Origin of the sequence: Parasutterella muris, from assembly GCF_009767915.1 — a bacterium.
GTDB lineage: Bacteria > Pseudomonadota > Gammaproteobacteria > Burkholderiales > Burkholderiaceae_F > Parasutterella > Parasutterella muris.
Genome location: NZ_WSRP01000009.1, coordinates 21,807 through 44,818 on the forward strand (window position 1 = coordinate 21,807; position 23,012 = coordinate 44,818).

At 42.4% G+C, this 23,012-nt stretch carries 26 protein-coding genes and 1 pseudogene; all 27 read right to left on the bottom strand.

Annotated elements, in window-relative coordinates:
• Positions 1-8: 8 nt before the first annotated feature.
• Positions 9-1,454: a DnaB-like helicase C-terminal domain-containing protein gene (locus E5987_RS03930; RefSeq protein WP_160334790.1), complete on the bottom strand. Its 1,446-nt coding sequence runs from the start codon at positions 1,452-1,454 to the stop codon at positions 9-11.
• 76 nt (positions 1,455-1,530) lie between these two features.
• On the bottom strand, positions 1,531-2,244 hold the full coding sequence (locus tag E5987_RS03935) for a hypothetical protein (RefSeq protein WP_160334791.1): 714 nt from the start codon (positions 2,242-2,244) through the stop codon (positions 1,531-1,533).
• A gap of 155 nt (positions 2,245-2,399) precedes the next feature.
• A complete protein-coding gene (locus E5987_RS03940; protein ID WP_160334792.1) occupies positions 2,400-3,236 on the bottom strand; it encodes a PhoH family protein in 837 nt (278 codons plus the stop codon).
• A gap of 2 nt (positions 3,237-3,238) precedes the next feature.
• The gene (locus tag E5987_RS03945; protein ID WP_160334793.1) at positions 3,239-5,191 is read right to left on the bottom strand and encodes a metallophosphoesterase; all 1,953 of its coding nucleotides are present in this window, start codon (positions 5,189-5,191) and stop codon (positions 3,239-3,241) included.
• Positions 5,157-6,200 (bottom strand): radical SAM/SPASM domain-containing protein, encoded by a 1,044-nt coding sequence (locus E5987_RS03950; RefSeq protein ID WP_160334794.1) that lies wholly within the window; start codon positions 6,198-6,200, stop codon positions 5,157-5,159. The genes E5987_RS03945 and E5987_RS03950 overlap by 35 nt, the downstream gene beginning before the upstream one ends.
• Positions 6,170-7,084 carry a hypothetical protein gene (locus tag E5987_RS03955; RefSeq protein WP_160334795.1) on the bottom strand — a complete coding sequence of 305 codons (915 nt, stop codon included), beginning with the start codon at positions 7,082-7,084 and terminating at the stop codon, positions 6,170-6,172. The genes E5987_RS03950 and E5987_RS03955 overlap by 31 nt, the downstream gene beginning before the upstream one ends.
• 2 nt (positions 7,085-7,086) lie before the next feature.
• Positions 7,087-8,316: a pyocin knob domain-containing protein gene (locus tag E5987_RS03960; RefSeq protein ID WP_160334796.1), complete on the bottom strand. Its 1,230-nt coding sequence runs from the start codon at positions 8,314-8,316 to the stop codon at positions 7,087-7,089.
• 9 nt (positions 8,317-8,325) lie between these two features.
• The gene (locus E5987_RS03965; RefSeq protein ID WP_160334797.1) at positions 8,326-9,165 is read right to left on the bottom strand and encodes a DNA adenine methylase; all 840 of its coding nucleotides are present in this window, start codon (positions 9,163-9,165) and stop codon (positions 8,326-8,328) included.
• Positions 9,162-9,344, bottom strand: coding sequence for an anaerobic ribonucleoside-triphosphate reductase (gene nrdD / locus E5987_RS03970; RefSeq protein ID WP_160334798.1), 183 nt, complete (start codon positions 9,342-9,344; stop codon positions 9,162-9,164). The genes E5987_RS03965 and nrdD overlap by 4 nt, the downstream gene beginning before the upstream one ends.
• Before the next feature lie 170 nt (positions 9,345-9,514).
• Entirely contained in the window at positions 9,515-11,941 is a 2,427-nt protein-coding gene (locus E5987_RS13030) for a ribonucleoside triphosphate reductase (protein WP_237178724.1), read from the bottom strand.
• Positions 11,938-13,185, bottom strand: coding sequence for a radical SAM/SPASM domain-containing protein (locus E5987_RS03980; protein WP_160334799.1), 1,248 nt, complete (start codon positions 13,183-13,185; stop codon positions 11,938-11,940). Before E5987_RS03980 ends, E5987_RS13030 begins: the two co-directional genes overlap by 4 nt.
• An 89-nt stretch (positions 13,186-13,274) precedes the next feature.
• Positions 13,275-13,622, bottom strand: coding sequence for a type II toxin-antitoxin system death-on-curing family toxin (locus E5987_RS03985; RefSeq protein ID WP_160334800.1), 348 nt, complete (start codon positions 13,620-13,622; stop codon positions 13,275-13,277).
• Positions 13,623-13,791: 169 nt separating this feature from the next.
• The gene (locus E5987_RS03990) at positions 13,792-14,214 is read right to left on the bottom strand and encodes a hypothetical protein (RefSeq protein ID WP_160334801.1); all 423 of its coding nucleotides are present in this window, start codon (positions 14,212-14,214) and stop codon (positions 13,792-13,794) included.
• Entirely contained in the window at positions 14,186-14,602 is a 417-nt protein-coding gene (locus E5987_RS03995) for a hypothetical protein (RefSeq protein ID WP_160334802.1), read from the bottom strand. Before E5987_RS03995 ends, E5987_RS03990 begins: the two co-directional genes overlap by 29 nt.
• A complete protein-coding gene (locus E5987_RS04000; RefSeq protein WP_160334803.1) occupies positions 14,603-15,055 on the bottom strand; it encodes a lysozyme in 453 nt (150 codons plus the stop codon).
• Positions 15,045-15,380, bottom strand: a complete 336-nt coding sequence (locus E5987_RS04005; protein WP_160334804.1) for a phage holin family protein — start codon at positions 15,378-15,380, stop codon at positions 15,045-15,047. The genes E5987_RS04000 and E5987_RS04005 overlap by 11 nt, the downstream gene beginning before the upstream one ends.
• Positions 15,381-15,429: 49 nt before the next feature.
• Positions 15,430-15,669, bottom strand: a complete 240-nt coding sequence (locus E5987_RS04010; RefSeq protein WP_160334805.1) for a pseudouridine synthase — start codon at positions 15,667-15,669, stop codon at positions 15,430-15,432.
• A complete protein-coding gene (locus E5987_RS04015) occupies positions 15,629-16,828 on the bottom strand; it encodes an SLC5/6 family protein (protein ID WP_160334806.1) in 1,200 nt (399 codons plus the stop codon). The genes E5987_RS04010 and E5987_RS04015 overlap by 41 nt, the downstream gene beginning before the upstream one ends.
• Positions 16,818-17,825, bottom strand: coding sequence for an adenine nucleotide alpha hydrolase family protein (locus tag E5987_RS04020; protein WP_160334807.1), 1,008 nt, complete (start codon positions 17,823-17,825; stop codon positions 16,818-16,820). The genes E5987_RS04015 and E5987_RS04020 overlap by 11 nt, the downstream gene beginning before the upstream one ends.
• A 67-nt stretch (positions 17,826-17,892) precedes the next feature.
• A complete protein-coding gene (locus E5987_RS04025; RefSeq protein WP_160334808.1) occupies positions 17,893-18,357 on the bottom strand; it encodes a hypothetical protein in 465 nt (154 codons plus the stop codon).
• 9 nt (positions 18,358-18,366) lie between these two features.
• Positions 18,367-18,693: a hypothetical protein gene (locus tag E5987_RS04030; RefSeq protein WP_160334809.1), complete on the bottom strand. Its 327-nt coding sequence runs from the start codon at positions 18,691-18,693 to the stop codon at positions 18,367-18,369.
• Between the two features lie 2 nt (positions 18,694-18,695).
• Positions 18,696-19,403: a hypothetical protein gene (locus E5987_RS04035; RefSeq protein ID WP_160334810.1), complete on the bottom strand. Its 708-nt coding sequence runs from the start codon at positions 19,401-19,403 to the stop codon at positions 18,696-18,698.
• Complete coding sequence (locus tag E5987_RS04040; protein ID WP_160334811.1) at positions 19,400-20,863, bottom strand: tail fiber domain-containing protein; 1,464 nt, start codon at positions 20,861-20,863, stop codon at positions 19,400-19,402. Before E5987_RS04040 ends, E5987_RS04035 begins: the two co-directional genes overlap by 4 nt.
• Positions 20,864-21,163: 300 nt before the next feature.
• Positions 21,164-21,697, bottom strand: a complete 534-nt coding sequence (locus tag E5987_RS04045) for a pyocin knob domain-containing protein (RefSeq protein ID WP_160334812.1) — start codon at positions 21,695-21,697, stop codon at positions 21,164-21,166.
• 39 nt (positions 21,698-21,736) lie between these two features.
• Complete coding sequence (locus tag E5987_RS04050; protein ID WP_160334813.1) at positions 21,737-22,213, bottom strand: phage baseplate protein; 477 nt, start codon at positions 22,211-22,213, stop codon at positions 21,737-21,739.
• Positions 22,214-22,684, bottom strand: coding sequence for a phage baseplate protein (locus E5987_RS04055; protein ID WP_160334814.1), 471 nt, complete (start codon positions 22,682-22,684; stop codon positions 22,214-22,216).
• A pseudogene (locus tag E5987_RS13430) lies at positions 22,681-22,986 on the bottom strand (phage baseplate protein); the annotation flags it as partial. The pseudogene E5987_RS13430 and the gene E5987_RS04055, both read right to left, overlap by 4 nt.
• Positions 22,987-23,012: the final 26 nt, after the last annotated feature.

A 23,012-nucleotide genomic window follows, 5' to 3' on the forward strand; every position in this document is an offset into this window, starting at 1 on the left:
TTTTCTCCTTAAACCCCTTCTGTTTCAGGTACAACAAACGAACCGATAGTTTTACTTGCACGACTCCCCTCAACCTTCACAACGTCGGTAATGAACTGCATCTTTGAGACATTCTGTTTTACCGTGATCGTGAGTCCTGATTCTGAGTTTCGACTGGCTACAAAATAGAGACGAGCCTCACCTTTCTCTCTTTCTTCTTGTGACACGTTGATAGAGATAACAATGTCAGCTGTTCTGACTTTGTTAAAGTCTTCAGCCACATGCTCCATTTCTGCAACTTTGCTTTTGGAGCCTTCTCTGTTTGTTTGCGTAGCAGTCAGCATCGCAACATTGAACTCAAACGCCAAAGCTCTCAAATCGACATAAATTGTTCTGAAGTTTTCAGTGATGTTTGTTGACCTTTGTTCTGGCGCCATCAAATCAGCATAGTCAAGACAAATAAGGTCGTACTGCACACCCTTTTCTCTCATCGACTCAAGATAACGTTTCAGCGTTGAAACCTTGAGCGTGCCCGACGGGTACTCTCGAATATGAAAGAGTCCAACTTGGGGTTTAATATCGTCTTTTGTTGCAATGGCTTTATCTCGCAAACTTTCAATCTTTCTTTGAACCGTCAAGCTATGAGACACTAAATCTTTCATTGAGGTGTCAGAAATACAAGCGTCAATTCGATCAGAAATAATCCTTGCTGAGACTTCAAGCGTCACGTACAAAACGTTATAGCCTTTCAGACACGCAGATTGTCCAAAAAACAAGAGACTTAAGGATTTACCAGATTTTGCAGTACCCATCATCAAAGACAGCTCTTTTCGGCCCCAGCCTTTGTGATAAAGACATTCGTCAAATTCTCTGCAACCTGTAGTTATGCCGCTTGGGGGCAAAATCCCACTTTCAATGTCTTTTCTTGTTTCTGTTCGTTTTTTGATTTCTTCAAAGTAGTCATAGGACTTTACTTCGTCCTCTGCCCCAACTGATAAAGCTTCTTTCAGTTTTTTCTCAATCGTCGCCCAATCTCGCTTATCAATTAGCTCGACCGAGTCATAAATTGATGCTGTAACGGCGCTTGAACGTGCAAACTCTACTAAATGGTCAATTAGGGCGTCGCAAGGCGGAAGAGAAACAGTTGGAGAATAAGCTTCTTTAAGTACAGGAATGACCTCGGAAACTTCTTCCTTTGTGAATATATGCTTTTTGATGTAGTCTTTTAAGGTCGTTGTCACAAGCGCATCGTTCAGCACGGTTTTATACCGCTCATAAAAGTCCTTTGCGACTTTACAACCCAAAGCTAAAGCTGTGCTGTCAAAATGCTGAGGCAACAAAAGGCCGTTTGCTCTGCGCATGAAATTTTCGTCACGCAAAGCGGAGATCACAAGCGCTTTTTGAAACGCTTCATCAAACTTATATTTAATCGGTTTCCCATCTTTCTCAGCGACGGGAATCACTGATTCGCTCATACTTTCTCCCTTTTTATTTTTGAATTATACATAAGTAAGCGATTAGTTATATATGGAGAAGCAATAGTTCCTAAATCTACATTTGAGCTTCTTTGACGACCCCAAGCCCAAATTCTTGTAAAGCTCTTGTCAGTCTGATTGTGTTGTTCTTATACATAGAGGTTCTTAAAAGCATGGCTTTTTGAAAAGGTGTCACTTGGGCGTGAATGCGCCCGCACAAATAGTCCTCGAAAAAAATTTGTGACGGGTCACTGATAAACTGCCCACTTTGAAAGAACGGGTCCTTTGCGTAATAGGTTTCGTCGCCCTGCCAAAAATCTGTCTTGATGAGATTTAAAACTTCTTTGTCTTGCGCTAGGTAAACGAAAAGCGATGGTCTGGGATAATATTTCCCTTCTAACTTTCCCATGACACGAAGACCGCCCTCTAAAGCCCCCAAAAACGCTTTGTATTCAACGCCAATCGAGTCCGCTAGTCTTCTTAGCTGATTGATGCTGACAGCTTCCCTAGACTCTAAAAAGTCCCTTTTCAAGCCCAGTTTTTTGCTTTTATAATCCTCTGTCTTTCTAATCCAAGACTGAGCTTTTTGTCTGTAGCACTCCGCAAGGTAGTAATCAGCTTGAAGCGGGTGCAGTCTTCTATAGTCAAACCACTTTGAAGAAAAGAGAGCTGACTCAGAAACCCGCTGTATGGGAGTAAAAGAAGAAAGAAACAAAGTCTCACATTCCTCTAAGCTTTTATCCATCCCGAAGTAGGGTTCTAACCAGAAGGGAAGTATAGTTTTAACCATAATTAAACGCCACGAGTGACCAATAAAAATTACTTCTAGTAAAAAGTAATTACTTATTTATATTATATATAGGGTACTCGTGTTTTCATCAATCCATAAATAAACCCGCCAACGTCAATGAGTGGCGGGGTGTAAAAGATTAGCGTTCGGCTTATTTATTTCTTAATGACAACTTCCCGAATCTTTTTGAAAAGGAACTGACCAAGCGGGTCCTCCCTCTCTTCGACATAAGGTGTCGGCTCCAACATCAATTCTGAACTTCTGATCTCTTTCCCATAGAAGCGCTTGTACTCTTTCGACGGGCGTTTATCTTCTTTTGGACGCTCATAAGCCTCAACAATTTCCTGAACCAAACCTGAGCGAACAATGTCGGCTTTGGTGAAGTTGATGACTTTGACTGACGGTAAAAAACCGATTCGTTCAATTGCATCAATCAAGCCACTCTCTCCCCGAATGTCTTTTTGAGTTGTATCGCCATTAACAATGACGGTGCAGTTCTCGCCAATTCGAGTTAAGAACATCTTCATCTCGGTTGGTGTAGTGTTTTGCGCTTCGTCAAGAATGACGTAACAGTTCTGAAACGTAATTCCCCTCAGATATGCCAACGGAATTGCTTGAATTTTGCCACTCTTCATCATGCATTCAGCTCTGCCCTTGCCTAATCTGTCGTACAAAACTTGTTTGAACGGCTGTAAGTACGGCTCAAACTTGTCGTTGATTTCTCCTGGAAGGAAACCCAAACTTTCCCCAGCCTCTACCGCAGGTCTTGTCAGAATTACCTTGTCGGTTCTTCCGTTCATTAATGCTTGAGCGGCCATTGCTGTTGCAAGCCATGTTTTGCCTGTTCCAGCTGAGCCTGTGGCAAAAATCAGTTTGAAACTTTTGATAGCGCCGATGTAGCGTTTCTGAGTTTCTGTCTTGCCTTCAATATGGGTTGAATTAGGGCTTCCTAAATCCTCTACGGATTCACTTGTGTTTTTTCTTCTTGTCATATTTAGATGGGAGATTCGGTTGCAAAATCACGCTCATACCACTTACCGCCAGCAATAGCAAAGTTGGTAACGGGGATATATTCAAAATTAGTGACTTTGGTCTTGGTATCAATATGAACCAATCCAAAACCCAATCCCCACTTTTCGCCTTCGCAGTAACTTGCGCTTCGTTTGTGTCCGCAACCCAGTTGATGCCACTCATATGTTCCATAGGTTGGAGAAAAAGAACTCCAAACTATATGTTTATGGTGATGCCCGTGACATCCTGGCATTCCCATATCTCGAGCTTGAGGCAAATGATGAACGAGAAAACTGTCGTAATAAACCTTGTAATTGTTTGCGAGTTCTTTTTCTTCATCACGCTTGCTCCAAGCCCGTAAATCGGCTTTTGCAATGTAATTAACTTCGTATTCGTCTAATCCCAGCAGTTTTGAAATCGTAAAACCGTGCAGATCAGAAAGCACCGCTCTTAATGCGGGAGTTGCTTCTGCCAAGTGCTTAATTAAACGACAATTGCCAGTGAAATTTACGATTCCACCACGCTTTGTAATAAGTGTTCCGTCAACAGTCTGAACTGCCACAACTGTTTGTCTGTCGGTTCTTTCAACTGAACAGAAAGCGTTAAGCGATCTTTTGAGAATGTTGATACGCCATTCCTTTTTCATTTCCTTGACTACACAAGGAGTGCCGTGAAGAACATAGGCAATTTGAAGAGCTTCGGCAACCTCTTTTGACGGCATTGTATAAGCTCTGCCGAGAGTGAAATATTTCTCTGACAAATGAGACTCAAGTTCTTTAAGCGTTTCAGCGCTGACCTTCATCATTGCGCCAAAATCAACTGGCTTTGTGCCCTCAATCATCGCAAGAACATCACTCAAAGGGGGTGAGTCTTTGTGCTCAAGATTCATCACCAGTTTCTTTCTATTTGCCCTAAAGCCCTTTCTTTCAAACTGTTTTACAGGCTGTAATTTCCCATCAAGAAATATGTTGTGAGAAAGAGAAACGCATTCGTTTGCAAGCGTTCCTTCAACTAATACCGCTTGTACCAGTTTCAAACCTTTAAGGGCAATCGGATTTTCGAAATGAAGTTTTTCTTCTGACTGAGAGAAACTAGCTACTTTCATATCGAGACGCAGATTTGGTGCCAGAACCCAGCCTTTATCAGTCAGAACTTCTGTGTCCAGCGAAATACATTCATGATTGCCTTCAATAAGATCAATTTGGGAGTTAGGTGCTACTTTTCTCATCGGTTTCAGCACCTCGTCATGAACAAACTTAATGCGATTTACGACGTTCCACTCACGAGGGTCAACAGAATATTTGCCAAACTCAGGTAAATCAAAGAGGTCTCCGCCAATGCAAATCACGTCGGGTTGCGCCCTTTTTGCCACATCAAGGAAGGTTCTCAAGAAAAATTTGTCGCACTCAACATCATGCAAGTCAGAGGCTATCAGAACCGTTTTAAAGCGATTTGAATTGGGCTTAAGGTACTTACCTTCATAATGCTGTCTTTCTTCGTTAAACGCTTTATATGCGTCCCTTGAAGCGTGTTTTGCAATGTCTTTTTCTAGCTGTTGCTGAGGGCGGGTAAGGGTCAGTCCAGCCTGTCGTTTGAACTCTTCAAATGTTCCGAAAAACCTGTTCCAAGTCGAATCAGAAGTTTGTGTGTGGTTGCGATAAAAATTTCTCGTGATGAATTTTTCTTCGTTTTCCTTTTGAACTTTCTGAAGCTCTTCAATGCAGTCATCTTTTGTGTACCCAGCTTTGAAGAAGCTAATGTCTTCAGAAAGAAGCTGTTTAGCTCTGTTGATAAGCACATATCCTTCATCACGAGCTTTCTTTGCTTTCTTTCTGACTGTTCTTTCATTGATGTGGAAGTGATTTGCCACGTCAATAATTTTTGGGAAATCTTTAAGGTTGTTATAAATTTGGACGAAGTTTTCTAATTCGCTCATGTTCTTCTAAGTTCTTTAACCAAACCTTGGCTATGCTTTCTCGAAGTTTGTAATACAGGCAGTCCGCATCATGTGTATTTGATGTATAACAGCCACCGCCGCAGGAGGCATAGGTTTCGCAGTTCTGGCACTCTTTTGTATTTGAAAATTTAGCCAGATTGAACGAGATGGGTTTGATTGGGATATAAGGTTTAAAAATGTTGCCCGTAATGTTTGTCGGGCTATTGTTATGGTGGCAATTGTATGTGTTGCCGAACAGGTCTACAGAAAGAATTCTATCGTTAACGCATGGATTCGGCTTTCTCCCCTTGTAATTCAGTTCCTTTTGATAGCGATACAAAAAATGAGCAATGACAGTCTTGCAGAAGAGGTCTTGCTCGAAATTGGCCAGTTCATAAATTCCCATCATCGCTTGAAAGTAAGCAATGACATCTTCGTGTGTCATCCAATAGTTAGAATGACATCCATTGTTCGCTTTGATCATGTCAAAGCCAATTGGTGGTCTTTTCCCGATTAGCTCACAAATACGCTCATAATCATCTTTCAGAAGCAGAGGGCTGACTCTTTTGTGATGAATGAGCGCTTCAATCGAAAAGTTTTCAAGTCTCCCGATTATCTTCCACTGCTCTGGACTAATGTCTCCGTCATGGAAAGAGACGACGGTGAAGATGTCGGGATGCTGATTGCAGAAATCGACATATTCATCTGTAATCAGCGTTCCGTTTGTAGTAATTCGATTTCTTTTTGCCTGAATGACAGGCTGAAGTTCTTCATAAACTGCTTTAATGATTTTCCAATAAAGCATCGGCTCCCCACCCCAGTAATGAAGCGAAGTGATCTTCGTATTTGTTCTGTCAAGGTAGGACAGGAATTGCGAGGCGAACCCTTTCGAATCGCCTTTTTTATTCATCTTCTCGCCCTCTTCTTGCTGAAGACAGTAGCCGCAACGCAGATTGCAAGCCGAGCCGAAAAGCAGATTTACGGATTTGAAAGAACTTTGATTTTGCATTCAGCTTTGTCCGAATACCATTTTGTGTTTAATTTGATTCTCATAACGTCGCCGTCAACCAAGTCAAGCGCCCTGACTTTGAACTTGCCTTTGCCGTCACGAATCTTGACTCGTTTGTGAGGAGCGTACCCATCTACCGCTTCAATTATTAAGCCGTCCCAGTCCACGCCGCCAATCTTTTTATCTGTATTGCCTTGATAAAACTGGACTTCGATTTCTACAAGCTCATTGGGCTTGCAGTGATCGGGCGCTGTCATTCTCGGGAGAATGTTTAAGTAGCGTGAAGCACCGACTTTTTCATTGACGAACTCAGAAGGGGTTGTGTTGTCATCAACTCTGAGATTGGTAATCATCTTGCCGTTTGGCTTTGTAGAAAACGACATGGCGCATTCGTCAACGTTGTCTCTCTTGTCTCGGCAAAAGATTTGACCAAGGGTTGTTCGGCCCATAGAAATTGCCTGATAGGCCGAACGGTAGCGTGAAATGTAAGATTCTTTCTGAGTATCAATTAGAGACAAAATACCTTCGTTCTTTTTGACAACAAAAGCAATGTTCCCCATTGGAACAAATGATTTGCGAATGAGCGACTCTTCTTTGTCAAAAATCTCTTCGAGCAAGATGAAGTATCTTTCGCCGTCAATTTCAAAAGAAAAATTGACATTGACTCTATTGAGTGACGCATTGTTGGTTGCGAGTTTCAGCGTGGAATGCAAAAGATTAATTCCATTTGCTGGCGTGCGCATAACCTTTTCCTCGATTTCTTCTGAAAGCGTCGAGACTTTTTCAAGAACACGCATTGCTAAGCGTGTTTTGTCAGCCGCATAATTCGTGACGTCATATGGAAATTTATGACTGATAATGTGTCTTCTTGGTCTTTGTTCCACTTTTATTCTCCACAATTGTCGTCATTGCAATCACAATCACAGCGACAATCACAATTACAGTTGGCTTTGTATCTTTCTCTTATTACTTGATGAGAATGCGAGGCTTTAACCAGCGCTTTAAGAATTGTGTTGATGTTGTAGTTCCCGTTTCCTGTCAGCTCTGGAAGGGTATCAACTGTTAAAAAAGTACGATGCAAAGTCAGATCGCCTGAGCCGCCTGAGTCAGTAAAAACGTCATACGTGTCATCAAAGGTGTCGACCTTGCACCTATGAAATTTCGTCGTCGTCTGTCTCGGAGTTGTGTAAACGTTGTAGTCCAAGCCGTCAACGTTGGAAATTTTTGACGTCTGAGAATTCGAGTGCGAAACCTGGAGGTTGTTAACCTTTCCGTCACCAGCAATTTTCACCAACTCGCTAGCTCTGAAGCCACCAATCATTTCAGCATTCAGATTTTTATTCAGTGTGCCGTTATTGACCGCCAACTGTCCCGAGCCATTGCCAGCGTGGATACCGTCAACCATATCAGCGTTTAGATTGCTGTTAACCGTTCCGTTGTTAATCGAAACTTGATTACTGCCGTTTCCTGCATGTAGCCCATCAACCATGTCGGCATTCAATCTTGTGTTGAGCACGCCATTGTTGATAGCAATCTGACCAGAATCGTTTCCTGGCTTATATCCACTAACTTTCTCAGCGTTCATACCTTTGATGACTTCGCCTGATGTGGAACCTGAGAAAATTCTGCCCCACGGAGTCCAGTCGCCGCCGATTTCAGTTCTAACCATGATGATGTCATGATTGAAACTGAACGCTAGCTGAGTTGCCCAACCGTCAGAATTACCATGTCTGAATTGTAGAACTCGCCACTGCTTATCGCCTTCAGGGGCATTAAGCATGTTTGTCCCTTCATAGAAGCCAGTAGGCATCTTCTGCCAAAGATTCAAGTCCTTGGCGTCATAGTTTATTGCGTTGCCTGCGCCACCTTCAATATGTCGGAACTCGCCATTCAGATCAGCGATCAGCTTCCATCCGTTCTTTAAATCATTGATGTCTATCAGCTGATAAAGTTTCTTTTCGTCAGTTCTGAAACAAAGCATTCCGTCAAAAACATTTGTAGTCGGGAATGTCGTACCAGAGTTACAAGAAATTGCTGTTTTGTCGTTGTTTAGAAGCGGCTGAAGAGAGTCTCGAATCTTTTCCGAACTCGGAATCTCTGTATATCGTTGAACCATTTATTGTCCTCATGTAATTTGATGCTTGGGAACCCAGAGTTTTTCTGTTGCCGTTGCAACCGTTCCTGCAAATGCCGATACTCTTTGTCCCATGATTGCAATGCAATCAAATCTGTCTAGCGGCATATTTGATTCAGAAATAAAAACTGGAAGAGTCTGTTGTTCGCACCAGTCATAAAAATCTTCATAGTCAAACTTTTTCCGTTCACCGTCGTCACCTTTGTAAAGCTCCGAACGTGAATAAGGAATGTCGCAATAAATAACTCCTTGTTCAGTCAGAGGCACTTCTTTGTAATCACAGCTGTAGATTTTCAGTTTTGAAGAATCAAGAGCAATATTGCTGACGCCGCTATAACGAGCAATTCTTCCAACAACTGGATTTCTAATCATGTTGTCGATTAGATCGGGGTTCTTTTTCAAAACCCTTGCCAGCTTTCTGAAATACGAAAAGCGTTCTTCTGGAGTTTCGCAGACAATTGTTTTGTGCAAAATCTCATAGGGTTCTTCAAGGTCTTTGGCCACGAAGTAGCTTCTTTTGTTGCTGTTGAAGCTCCAGACCGAAGCGATGAAAGCGTCTTTGTTTTTCAGCGCATTGAATTGTTGAAGCCCAACCCAGTCATAAGCGTTTTTGTACTTCCCTTCCAGTGCGTTTTTGAAAAGCTGAGACTGAGCGGTATTGATGTCATTCATCACAAACAAATCCCATTTGCCGCTTCGCATTGCGCTATGAGTTACCGCCCCGCCACCACAGAAGAGGTCGTAAAACACGCCCCCAGAGGGGAGTTTGCTGATGATTTTTTCAGCAAACTTGCTTTTGGAACCTCTGTAAGGAAGACCGTAATTTGTCATTCGTCTTTTTTCTTCAGGCCGCACTTGTCTTCTGTAAAGTACTTGCGTTCATGAAATTCGCCCTTCTTACCGATGTTGTAAGAAGAAACAGGTCGGTGATAACCCATGACTCTCGACCACACTTCGCACGGCTGACGTTCTTCGTCTTTCAGTTCAATTTCTTCTTTTTCGTTATTCATTTTTTCTCCTATTTAAAAGCCGCAAGTATTAAAAGCACACATCCGCAAAACTGCACACTGTCGCTTCCAAACATAATCAGAAGCAGACCAATAAAAGCAATATCAAGAGGGTGCATTTTGTTTGTTACCAGCCCCAACCTTCTTGTCGGAACCAGTCGTCATAACCTTCATTAAGCATTTTCTTTCTCCCTCTGTTTCATCTTTTTGGTGATTAGCTCCGCATCACATTTGGGACAAAACTCATGTGCACCAGCGATGTAGCCATGCTTAGGGCAAATTGAGAATGTCGGTGTAATGGTGATGTACGGAAGCTGATAGTGAGAGAATGTCTTCTTCACAATGTCTCTTGCCGCTTTCCAAGACGAAACTCTTTCTCCCATGTAAAGGTGAAGTACAGTTCCTCCAAGATAAAGTCTCTGCAAGTCTTCCTGATGGTCTAAAGCATCAAACGGGTCGTCAGTAAAACCAACGGGCAACTGTGTTGAGTTGGTGTAGTAACGCTCGCCTTCTGCTCCAGCTTGAATGATATTTGGGAAGCGTTTTCTGTCTTCTCTTGCAAAACGAGTAGCGGTGCCTTCGGCAGGTGTCGCTTCGCTGTTATAGAGATTGCCCGTTTCTTCCTGATACTGCTGAATGCGCTTATTCAGGTGCTGTAAAAGCTCTACCGCCATAGTGTGGCCCTGTACGCTTGTAATGTCATATTCGTCACCAGAAAAGTTTCTAATCATTTCATTGACGCCGTTAACGCCAATAGTCGAGAAGAAATTTTTGAAGCCGCCGAGATAACGATTGGTATACGGGTAAAGCCCCTCTTTCATCAGACGAGTAATCGTTTTGCGCTTTAATTCAAGACTTGTTTTAGCAAGGTCGCAGAGGTAATCAAAACGCTTTAAAAGCCCTTCCCAATCGTTTTTGAAGCAATAACCAAGACGAGCACAATTGATCGTTACAACCCCGATAGAGCCTGTCTGCTCAGCGGAACCAAAAAGACCATTTCCTCTATGCAGAAGCTCTGTCAAATCAAGGCGGAGACGGCAATTATGAGTTACCAAACCGTTCGCAAGTGTGAAAAGATGTTCTTCGTTCTCAACTTCAAAACAGTAAAGGTCGTCCCTTTCTTCACCTTCCTGAATATCAATGATTCTTGTGTAATCGAGACAAGAATCGTCTTTTGGCAGTTTCATTCCGCAAGCTAGATCTGAGCCAGCAAGCGTAACGACCTTTCCGTCAATAATCACGGGCTGAAGGTGATGAACCCCCATTTCCACATATTCGGCATTAGAGCAGAAAATCTTTCTAGTCTTTTGCTTTGTAGCTCTAACTAATTTTGCTCTGTGCCATTCGTTTTTATAGAGAACTTCAATTTTGTCTTTAATGCCCGACAATTTGCCAATATCAACAGTGCATTCCAAGACCTCGCCGATTCTTACCCTAAGCTTGGTAGTGGGAGCCAGCGGGCACATAGAACGAATCATGTGCGGGTCAAGGTCAGAGTTCATGAAATTCTGAAAGTACGGAAGGCCATACTTAGCTGTCATTTCAAACATAAGTTTGGAGTTTTCGGAGTCCCAATCGAAATCATCCGTGATGTTGTAAGTTGGGATTGGGAAAGTGAAGACTCGCCCTTGCGCATCGCCCTCTGTCATGACTTCGATATAGGCACGATTAATCATGTCCATTTCTTTTTGAAGTTCGCCATATGTGAAATCAACTTCTTCTCCGCCAATAATCGGATGCTGTTCTTTCAGATCGTCAGGACAATGAATATCGAAAGTCAAATTGGTGAATGGAGTTTGTGTGCCCCATCGACTTGGAACATTCAAGTTGAAAATGAATTCCTGAATGTTCTGCTTGACTTCTTCATAGGGAAGATTGTCAAGACGAACGAACGGAGCTAAGTAAGTGTCAAAGGAGCTGAAAGCCTGGGCACCTGCCCATTCATTCTGAAGCGTGCCGAGAAAATTCACTGCTTGAGATAGAGCAGAACTTAAATGCTTCGGCGGATTACTTGATACTTTGTTCGGCACACCATTGAAGCCCTCATTAAGCAGTGCTCTTAGCGAGTGGCCACAACAGTAACCAGACAACATGTCCAAGTCATGAATGTGGAAGTCTCCATTTCGATGAGCAAGTCCAACTTCTTTCGGGTAAACCGAACTTAACCAGTAGTTAGCGACTACCTTTCCGCTGACGTTCAGAATCATTCCGCCAAGGGAATAACCTTGGTTAGCATTGGCTTTAACTCGCCAATCGTCCTGATTGATGTATTCGTTGATAGAGCTTTCGACATCTACAGCGACTTTCTTCGTTTCACGAGCTTTAGTATGTTCGTGACGATAAATTGCATAAGCCTTGTAGGTGCTTTCGAACGAAGAATTGAAAAGCGCCTTTTCTACAATATCTTGTACTTCTTCTACAGAAATTGTTCTGCCCTTGTGGGCGTTGATTGCGGGAATGACCATTTGACGAACAATTTCATTTGCAACCATTGTTCCAAACTCATTGGTTGCAACGCCCGCTTTAGCAACGGCCTCACTAATCTTTGCGGGATTGAACGGCTCAATTGAACCGTCTCTTTTAATGATGGAAGTTATCATAAGGATTCGAAGTTTTCTATTTTTTGAATATCAGCCTGGAAAAGCAAAAACCATGCTGTTTTGAAAATTGCTAAATGAAAAATGTTGTCGTTTATGCAGTTTTCGTCGTTTTGTAACGGACAGCCTCCTTTACAAAACTGAACAACGACACAATCTTTACAACCGATATCTTTGTGTTTCCAATGTCTGAACTGCGCTGAGAGGATGTTGTCATAATTCGACAATTCACCAATCTTGTGAGTTGCATGTGAATAGTTCTGACAGGAAATCACATTGCCCTTTAAATCAACCACAAGCACGTCTGAGTTCGGTGCTTCACAACGGGCACGAACCATTGAAATCGGTCTCTTGGTTGCGAGCGCCCTCAAAACCTTATTCACTGAGTCCGTGATGCTCTTAAATTGTTCTTGGTGATAAAGCAAGATGTATTTAATGTGGATTTCGAGAGTCTCTGCGTCTTTCTCAGAAAGAATGTCGCAGGGCGTCGAAGGCTGTACGATACCTTCAAAGCCAAAATTCGTTTCTGGCGAAAAGTGCCTTTGGAAGTAGTCGTAGACTCTCAGCAAATCACAATTAGCTCTCGTGATTACCACATTGAAGCCGAAACTTAAACCTGCTTCTCTGAACTTTTGATTTGCATAAAGCCACACGTTTTTAATTCTTGTGACGGTTAGCGGGTCCACCAAATCTCTCAAGCAATAGCCTTGAGCATCATGTGAGACAGCAAGAGATACACGGTGTTCGATGAACCAATCAACAAGTTCATAAGTCAAAAGAGTCCCGTTTGTGATGATATGCATCTCTGTTTCGGGATACATATCTCTCAAAGCAGGAATAAGCTTCTTGAGCGTTTTAAGGTAGACAAGGGGTTCGCCGCCCCAAAACTCAATTCGCCCGCCAGGTTTAATTGAAAGTTCTTCTCGGCAGAGAGAAGCAATGAATGACTCGGCGTCACCCAAAGAATCGCTCTTAGATAGATGCCTAGACTCGGCTTGGGCACAATAGGAGCAATTAAAGTTGCATTTCAAACCTAGCTGTATTTTGAGTTTTGACAAACTCCTTGTCTTTTTGATCGGGAATAATGCTCTGTCACAAGTTTTATACGGTTTTTTTTCAATACCCGTCAATGCGGCGACATCGACTTCCTTAAGTTGGGCATCAAATATCTCGTTGGTTTCATTGTTGTAGTAGTGGACAATTTCAGTCTTGTCAAACGCCGACAAACTTGTGATTTTTAGAAGCATCGTCAATCTTATTTATAAGTAATCGTTTACTTAATTATAAAGATTGTCTGCCATACGTCAAGTCAAAAATATTAGGAAATCGCATTTCTTTATTGATTCGGGAAGAGAAGTTGTGAGTATTCCGAGATGCTCTTGTGAGTCGAAGCGATCTCAATAAAAAGCTCCCCAAGAGCGTCTTTGTTCACAAGCAATGGTAAGTTGTTATTTTCGGCCAAATCAAGATAAGCAGACAAAGCCGTTCTTTTGTTCCCGTCTAAAAAGAAATGTCCCTTGATTAAACTAACAACAATGCTTGTGACCTGCTCCTCGGGCGTTTCGTAATAAAAATAACTACTCAAACACCCTTTAACTTTTCCCTTTCTCTCTTCGGTACAAGGCTGATGAGTAAGTATTTCGTTAATCTGTATTAAAGACTCAATGGTGATTGGTTGAATCATTTGTCTTTAAGAAAGTCAAAAACCTTGCGATACTCAGAATAGTTTTTTTTGAATCGCTTCATGGTTTCTTGTGTCGAGCCTTGTTTCAAGAGTTCCCTCTGAGTCTTGCGGCTTTCAGATTTTTCAATAATCTTGGTCATAATCTTCAAGTGGTTCAGAATATCATCTATCACTTTACTATTTTACCTGTTATTTTGTCGGCTCTTTTTTGAAGTTCAAATGCTTCGTAAGCCTGTCCTGCAAGATCAGATAATTCGACTGCCACCTCTCGACATTCATTAAGCTCTCTAATGCAGGTTTCTCGATCTTTATTTGTTTGCACTCGGGACAAGGCGGACAGTTGCTGGCGCATCCTGTCGTTAGAACTGCGCACGTCAGCAACATCGAGCCGAGCCTGCTTATATTCTTGCAAAAGTTTTTCATATTTCTCTTTTTCTTGCTGAAACTCTTCAAGAAAATATTTCTCGTTTGTTTGAGCCTGAGTTTGCAACGCCACTGCGTGTTCTTTTTCGAGCACTGCAATTTTTTCTTCGTAATACGAACAAGTTGCAAACCAGATAACGCTAGCGATTACTACCACTACCCACTGCATGATTATTCCGATTTTGCTTTATTAAATGACTATTTTTATCAATGAGTTTTTGGTTTTCATGAATCTTATAATTATTAGACTCAACCTTTTTAGCCAAACTCGTCAGCTCATTCTTGATTAGAAGCTGATAAGAATTGCGCTGTTTCTCAAGAGACTCTTGATGCTTTTTGGCAATGCCGAGCATCATTCGGGTGTTTTCATGAGAAAGTTGTTCCATTCTTATTTCGCATTTAGACACTTCTAATGCAACTGAATACCAACCGAGCAAATAACCAAAACCGACAAAGATAAAAATTTGAACAGTCTTTAAAATCTTGTCTACAACATCTTTTCTGAAGTGATCGCTTTGATACCACGTAATTAGGCGAGAAACCAACGGCTTTTTCATTTACATGTCCTCCAAGAAGAGCTTTCTCTCTGCATTTCTGCGCCGTACAAGTCCTGGACAAATCACTCCGCCAGACCTTCTCCAGTTGAGAAAAGCGTCAGCGGAGTTTTGATATTCATAGTTGTTTAAATGTTTGACGGCATCTGAGTTTCTTGCCGCTGTCACTCCGATGTTGAAGGCGAGAGAAAGCAGTGCGATGAACTGATTCTTTGTGACGGGAACTTTGACTGCTGAAGCCAAACCATTTGCGTGAGAGTGCAAATCAAGATGAAAAAGTCTTGTTGCCTCGTCATTGCTAATAATATCCCCCTGCTTCACATTCTTAGTGTGCCCTACTCCTATTGTCCAAACGCCCGATGTGCATTTATAGGCTTTTAATTTTCTGCCCTCAAATTCTTCAATAAAGTCGGCGGCCAATTCAGGAGACCAGGCGCTAAAAGGTTTAGTGATCATTGTTATTATTGTTTTTGTTAAAGTGTTGAAAAACTACTCCGAGACTTTCAGTGCCGAAGTACGACGCAACGCCAGAAAGCCCAAGAGCAACAAGGTCGTCAATTTTGAGACCCTTACAAATGAAATAAATGACAATGCAGGCAAAAGCTGAAGAAAAAGCCTTTCCTAGAAGTTCTACTAATGTAAATTTGTGAGGGGTGTTTGGGTTGTGCTTAAGTTCCTTTCGGTAGTCCTCTATGTACCGAATAATTCCTCCTGCCAATCCCAAACCTGTCAAAAAAGCCCAGAAGGTAAGTTCCCAATTGTTTGGGTCTTTGTCAGGCATGTCTTTTTCCTTTTTATTGTTGTTTGCCGTTTGCCCAAGTCTCTGAGAGTTATTGATAATCTTTTGGTAAGTGGGAACGTGCTTTTTCGCTCAAGTATGCTTGATAGCAATGCTCCTTTTGCCAGAAAAACAGGTGATTGATAATCCAGGCTGGCCATTCTCTCCCGTTCTCTTCGATCGAATGACGATAAGCTCTGGCGCTCAGTGTTTCGTCAGCCATGCCACCGATGAATGTGTTCAGCAGTTGGTCAAAAGCTATCAGAACTTGAAATGCGTCGGGATGTTTCATGTTTGTATCCTAGTAATGGAATTAGAAGTGCTAAAACAGTGAAAATCCAACCAAATGAATAGGGTTGGGCAAGCGCAAAACCGAGAGGGCAGATCATCATTGCAACCGCTGTCGCTATCTGCAATCTGCGAGGCTCATAGCGCTTTGTCATAATCAGCAAGGTAGGAACGCAGGCGATGGTTCTCAATGTCCCGTAAAGCAAGAACAGATCAACGATTGTCAGATTGTCCAACCAACAGAACAATGCGGTTAGCAACGTACAAAAACCTATGATTGTTAGGTTCTCCCTGCCCTTTTTTGCAAGAGCGCCCACTGCACAAAGATTAGAGTCAACCGTGGCAATGAGAGCCGAAAGTACAGCGGCGCCCAAAATCATTATTGAGAATGGATTAGATGCGACAACCTGCAACTGCCAATTCTCAACTGTCGGGGCGCAGAATCCCAAGATAGAGAAAATGATTGGGATTGATATAAAGAACAAACTGGCAAATGCAAAAGTCTTGAACCTTTGTCCTCGCTCAATGCTGTTTGCTCTTTGCCAAAATGTTGTGTCTGCATATGGTGCTGACAACAAACCAATTGCAGTGGGGATACCGAAACTCAAGAAGAGATTCAGAAAATTAAAATCAACATGCCCGCCGAAATTTAAGGTGCTTGTGTGCTCAGCGCCGAAAACCAAGGCGACGCCCGCTAAGAAAATCACTTCCCACTTGTAAGCGTCGGTTTTGATGCAAGCTCTCAAGCCTTTCCCGAAGATAATCAGGAAGGACAAAGCTAAAACCAACAAGGCGCTAGCGATTCTTGGAAGCTCAAACCATTGGGAAAGCAAAGCGTGGATTCCCAAAATCTGGACAAATGTTGAACCTATTAACAATGCGCCCGTCATTGTTAGATGCTCAACTTCTTGAACTCTTCCTGCTTTTTTAACTGCTTCAACAGCTGTTGAGGCGTTTATGTTGAATCTGTCGCAAATATAACCGAAGATTAGAAGCGTCAGAACATTGGGAATTAAGAACATTAAAAATCCAGCAATGCCATACTGATAAGCAATTTGACTGGAAACAAAAAGAGCAGGTGCCCAAATCCACGTTGCGGCTATCGACTTTGCATAAAAATTTGTCGTCAGTCCACGAGCTGTCGCATACTGATTAGTATTCATGCTTCAAATACTTTTCGCTTATTTTTTGTTGTAATGCTGAGATATTGTCTTCGGATTTACTCTTGTACTGAAAGATGTGATAACCGTCAGTGTCCAGTACAAAAACTCTTCTGCCTTCAGGCTTTACGGTCGATCGAGAATTGACTTTTGGTTTGTTTAAGAAGTAATCCTCGTCGTGGTTGTAGTCGAAGATGTATTGCTTCAGTTCTTTCTTGTACCACTTGGGTTCTTTGAAAACATTGTGCAGTTTTATGTTTTCAAAGTTGTTTACCGACCAAGATTGAAAGTCGTCTGTTTCAAAAAAGTTGACAACGCATTCTCTTGAGGCATTTCTTGTGCAAAGCATTCTTTGAACTTCACGCACATATGACCACTTAATGCCGAAGTTGTACATCCACGTGAATTCACAAAAGTGTTTAACGTTCAGTCCCAGACGTTTTGCGTAGTCCGAATAAATCTGTTCGATGACATTAAAAGAGCGCTCCGTAAGTCTGATTCGTCTTACTTTCATCATCTCTCTAATGCCATTCATCCAATCATAGTTGTAGAGTTCAGAGTTGAATCGATGAATGTCTGAGCCGAACAACTGATCTGCGCACCAGCCATTAATGGCTAAACAGTCACGAAGTTCATCGCAATATGTCGGAATGTCGTCTTGTCGAATGACATTAATACCCTGCGCTTTCATGACCTGTAAAAAGTACGGATACTCTTCTTCAGTCATTGCTGAGTAAGCGACCGTCAGTTGGTCAAGAGGGATATTGTTCTTTAGAAAAGAACAAACGATTGCTGTCGAATCGACGCCTCCTGACCAAAGAACGACAATCGGCTTGTTTTGCTTCATCAGCTCGATTGCCCTTACATCACAAATATCAGCGATCTTCAGATTCTTTGCGGTAGGGAACTTTTCGTTGAACTCCGCAACATCAAAACAAGAATGTTTGTTGAGTATTCCAAATCTGTCTGCGCAGAACCATCCCGCAAACATTCTATTCATGACGGTCAACGGGTCGGTTTTGCTTATTGGTAAACCGCCAAAATAAAATCTTTGAGCGGCGATTAATTTAGTCATAAGAGATAACGAGTTCTGGAAGAAGAGCAATCAGTTCTTCATGCGTGGGAATGTCTCTCTTTCCGCCTAACACTTCATCCAAAACCGCATAGCAAGTTGTCCAAATCTGAGAACGCCACTCTTTGAATGCTTTTGCTTCAGCCGCAAACTTCGGATTGGTGTCGTTTTCGTAAGTGATGGCGGTAAAGATAGAGTCGTAATTCAATTTCTTTGCCTCTTCGTCCATTACTTTCTGCACTTCAATGGTGAGTCTCTGAATGATTTGTTCAGGAGTCTGCGCAGGAAGGTTTACCTCCAAAGGCTTCTCGTCGTAGCCGAAAACCTGATCGAGATTGATTGTCTTCAAGACATAAGGAGTGCCGATGGTTTTAAATGCTTGTTCGATGCTTTTCTGTGCAGAAATCGAATCTTCGTCAGTAATGACGGCATTAATCATCACATTGTATTTGTAAGCCATTTTTTCTCCTTAAATCTCTTCTTTCTGAGCAGTCGTTTCTTCTGCGCTGTCGTTAGTCACAACCTCCTCAATGTCATCCTCTTCTTTATTGACGACAGGCGGTTCAATGGCGTTATCGGGAGGTCTGACAATCGAAATGTAGCCCTCGGTAATCTCGTTTCCTTCGTCATCCCAAGTACGGACTGTGCCGTTTGGGTCACACCACATATCAACCGAAACGGCCTTTAATGTCAGTTCGTCAATCAAAGAAAGCGCTTCGTAAATTTTTCTTTGAGTTTCTAAGTTATCTGCGGAATCGTAAATGCCGAGAATCTGAATGTTGTATCGATTTTTCATTGTTATGAACCTAAGTTAAAGGAATTTGAAACCCAAGAAGTTGTGCCGTAGGAGTTGTAGAACCGTTGATAAACCCGAATGCATTCGCCATAAGAGTTACCGCCTCTACCATCATTTGAGTAAAGGCCAAAGGCAATGTTCATTGATCTGCTTGCGCCGCTTGCGTTATTTTTGACAGTTATCCACGGTCCTTCTGTATTGGCGGCTAATCTGTCTGGATTTAAGTCAAGACACGGCGAAGGAGTTACTTGGGCGGTTGAATCGGCAACAACAGCTAGACGATAGTGATGTGTGTATCCGCCTTCAGTGTGGTAGTGACAAATGCACACTTGCCATGTTGGTGCTGAAGAACCATATCCAGAACAACTTCCTGTGACGTAAATGTAGCCTCGCATGTATCTTTGGGCGTGACTGTATTGGTCCTCGCCACTGCCGTGATAACACTGCGTTTTCCCAGAGTTATAGAGATTGTTCATCGTTGCGTTATAGGCAGAAAAAACAGGCGCAGAGCTGTTTCCTCGCAGGGTCCCGATATCTGTGTTTGCGCTGTTTCTGTAGCCAACAGAATAGCCCAGTGAACCCGTCGCAAAACGGTTTCCTAAATCCTGAGCGGCTGAGGTTTGAAATCCCAGCGCTCCAGCATTTGAATTGTTTACTAAGAACAAAGAGTCGAGGTCGGTTCCTGCTGAGTTCAAAAATCCACAAGTCATAGCTTCTTCTCCAATTCTGCAATGCGAGCTTTCAGACGATTAATCTCATGGATTGCTGTCATCAAAAGAGCTGATTCGTCCAAGCTCAGCATTCCGTTTTCGTCTGTATCGACAAACTGAGGTGTCTGTGTCTTAATGTCTTGAGCGATATAACCGATGTGTGTTTTCTCTTTTATATCGTTCTTGAACTTGAACGTCTTAAGCGAAGCGTTTGGCAATTCATAATCGACATCTTGTATGTCTTTCTTCAAGCGTCTATCGGAATTTACTCTGAAAGAGTTTCCGTAAACCCAACCACCAGACGCTCGTATATCTCTATGAACAATAAAATCGCCGTTTTGGTCGAACCTATGATTGAAAGTTTGTGTGTTTGTGTTTGAATTGTAATTAGCGTCCGAAATAAAACTGAACGAAAGATTGGAACCGTTTGCAGAGCCTGAAGAGCCAACCTCCCAACTTCCCGTATTGCACTTCATCGACAATATTGGACAATAATGTTCCCCGTCGGTAATTCGTAAAAGCGCAGTGTCACGCCCTTTACACCAAGATGTCGAAGTTGACGCTTTTGTAATTTGACCAGCGTTCAGTCTTAATCCGTGACCCATAGTCACAGTGCCGTTCGACAAATTGAAAAACAATGGTCTGAGATCGTTATAACCACCCAACGCATCGTCGGTGTTAGTCGTCATGAGATAGAAATTTGCGCCATCGTTTCTACAAATGACTGCTTTGTTGTTGTAAATCAAGCGAAGTTGATTTGTGACAGAACCCCCTACTCGCATTTCGTTGTTGATGGTTGTAATGCCGTTTACAGTAAGGGTTCCTGTAATGGTCTTGCCACCGCTTAGCGGCAAATAATTGTCGGCCTTTGCTGTCACCCATTGTGTTGTGGCAATTGCACCGCTATTTGAACTTGCGACAGGCGTACAACAAGAAGCAAAAGGGACACCAGAAGCATCAAAACCAATACGAAGCAAATTAGCATCCCTTGAATCTGCGACGTTTCTATAACAGCCCATGTGAAAATCCACTGAACCGTCTGCCATGGTTTGATGCTCAAGAATGGCCATGCGAGTGTCATAACTGCCAGAATTCAACTCTGTATCTATGGCTCGATTATTACCCGCATTAAAAGTAATGCTTTGATATTGATTAGAAGCGGGAGTAACGCCCTTTATTACATTTTTGTTGCTTATATTGATGGCGTTACTAAAAACTTCTATTTTCCCTGTAAAAACCCTTTTCCCATTGATAACTTGATCGTCATCAACGTTTACTTTTGTATCTAGCAGGTCAGTAATCTTATTTTCTCCCACAATAATGTTGGGAGCTTTAATAAAATTGTCTTCCCCCTCAATGATGAGAGAACCGCTTAACGACCCACCCTCTGAGCCAACGGCGACTTTATCAAGAACATTTCTTATCGCAGTTTTGATTTGTGCCTTTGTTTGTTTCGCCATTTTTATGGTCTTCTTTTAGTAGTGTTATATTCTTTGTTTTGAGAAGAACGCTGTACGTCATCTTTGACGACAAGTTCTGTAAATTCATCTCTGAATGATTTGTTTTCTCTACAAAAGGAGGGTTTCCCCTTTGGTTTTCTTTTACTAGGCAATTTGAATTGCCTCAAACATAAGCGAAGAAATTTGTGTACAATGAGCTTATTCGCTTATGTTTGATCGAGTTACGAAATTACCTCTCATGAATTTCGATACGTAGCTCGGTTGCCCTCGGGTCTTGAACATGCCCGAGGGCATTTTCTTTTATTCGTTGCTCGCCTTGAACCATATACAAGTGCCATTGCCGTTCCAACCGTTGCTATTTGCCCCACGTGTATACATTCTTCCGCTTGGCGCATCTATGAACATTTGAAATACTTCACTGCCGCTTCCTGTCCAATGAATCAAGTAACCATATTGATTAGGTTGAGCCTTTAAGCAATTTAATTGGTTATACCAATAGCACCCTCTTGGTTGTTTTCTCCAAAAGTCAGGCGTATCGGTGCTTTCAGTGGTAACATTAACAGATGATATTGCGATAAAGTCATGGGCTTTAATCCCAATCTCATTGCCTTTGTACTTTGTTAAATTACCGAGATTAGTATCGCCATTTAACCAACTTGTTCCATTAACCGAAAATTCGTTTTTAACAGCGGCGTCACCATTCATCCACATCTTGCCATCAACAGAACACCATCCGCTGACATTTAAATCGCCCTGTTTACCCCCCCCCCTCTTATCTAGTTTGTCAGCGAGGCGCTCTTGAATTAGGTTTATACAGTCTTTTAGTGTTGCCATTTTATTGACCTTCTTGGTTTCGTCTCAATGAGAAAACTTTTATTCGATTCGTTCCCATATCGCATAAACTGCGAATGGAGGAAGATTGTTATGAGCTTGAGAACCACCAGTTGAAGCAGTTTGCAGATCTTTATTTGGGTCGCCAGCACCGCCGCCACCAGTGGTCGAACCGCCCAATCCTTGCCATGACAAACCATATCCGATTGTGCCAACGTTTAAATCAACCTGCCAACCACCTTCGTTCTCATAGCTCCAATAAATACCTTTATGGTTATGAGTGGGCATTTCTTGCAATGTCAAGGTATGACTTTCTTCACCGCCAGTCTGACCGATGGGACGATTCTCAGAAGCTCCGTAAATAAATCTTCCTTCAATTCGCTTCCATTTAGAATACCCCCCCCCGAATAGAATTACATCGGGGTTACGGTCGTCACTAGTGAAGAAAAGCGAGCCAACGGGATGTACCGCAAGCAAAACTTCTCTGATTAGTTCTTTTAAATCTTTTTGTTCTGTCATTTAAGCCGTGCGTTGCCAAATATTTGTAATGTAATAAGGGGGCATATTGTTATGAGGTTGGGAACTGCCGACCGTTTCGTATTGCTTCTTTGGTTCGGCTTCTTCCCACGCCCATTCGTTTCTTCCGCAACCAAATCTAAGAACCCAACACCAATGATCTCCAGCGGGTTCGACTGATGTATCTTGACTTGTCCACTTTAATCTATGATGATGAGCTGGAATTTCACCTTGTGAAAGTGTGTGAGAATATTCGCCTCCTCTTGCCCCTACCGTCTGACCCATAGCGGGAGCAGTATCTCTACCGAAGAGAAATGCCTCTTCTATTCGTTGCCATACCCCCCCCCCGAACACTTCAGCGGGGTTGATGTCGTTATCACTAAAGTAGAAACTACCGACTGGGTGCGCGGCCAATATTGCTTCTTTGACCGATTTTTCGACTGCTTTATTGATTACTTCTTCTAAGTTCGTCATGCTGTTCTGCGCCAAATGAACACTGATCGGAAAGGGGGCATATTGTTGTGCGATTGGCCTCCGCCGACGTATTCAGTTGCGATATTGCAAGTTGTGTTGCTTGTGTTTACCAACGCTTGCTTCCAAGTATTAGTGGTGTTAGTTACTCCGTTGCTATTAGCCGAGTAGTAATCATCCTTGTACACTCTGTGAGTATGTCTCGGCATATTCTCTATAGTTAAGGTGACGTTCGATTCCCCAGCCAATGTACCAACTGGTATTGTGTCTGTTTCACCGTATAGGAACCGACCTCTTACTTTCTCCCATACCCCCCCCCAATTACATCAGC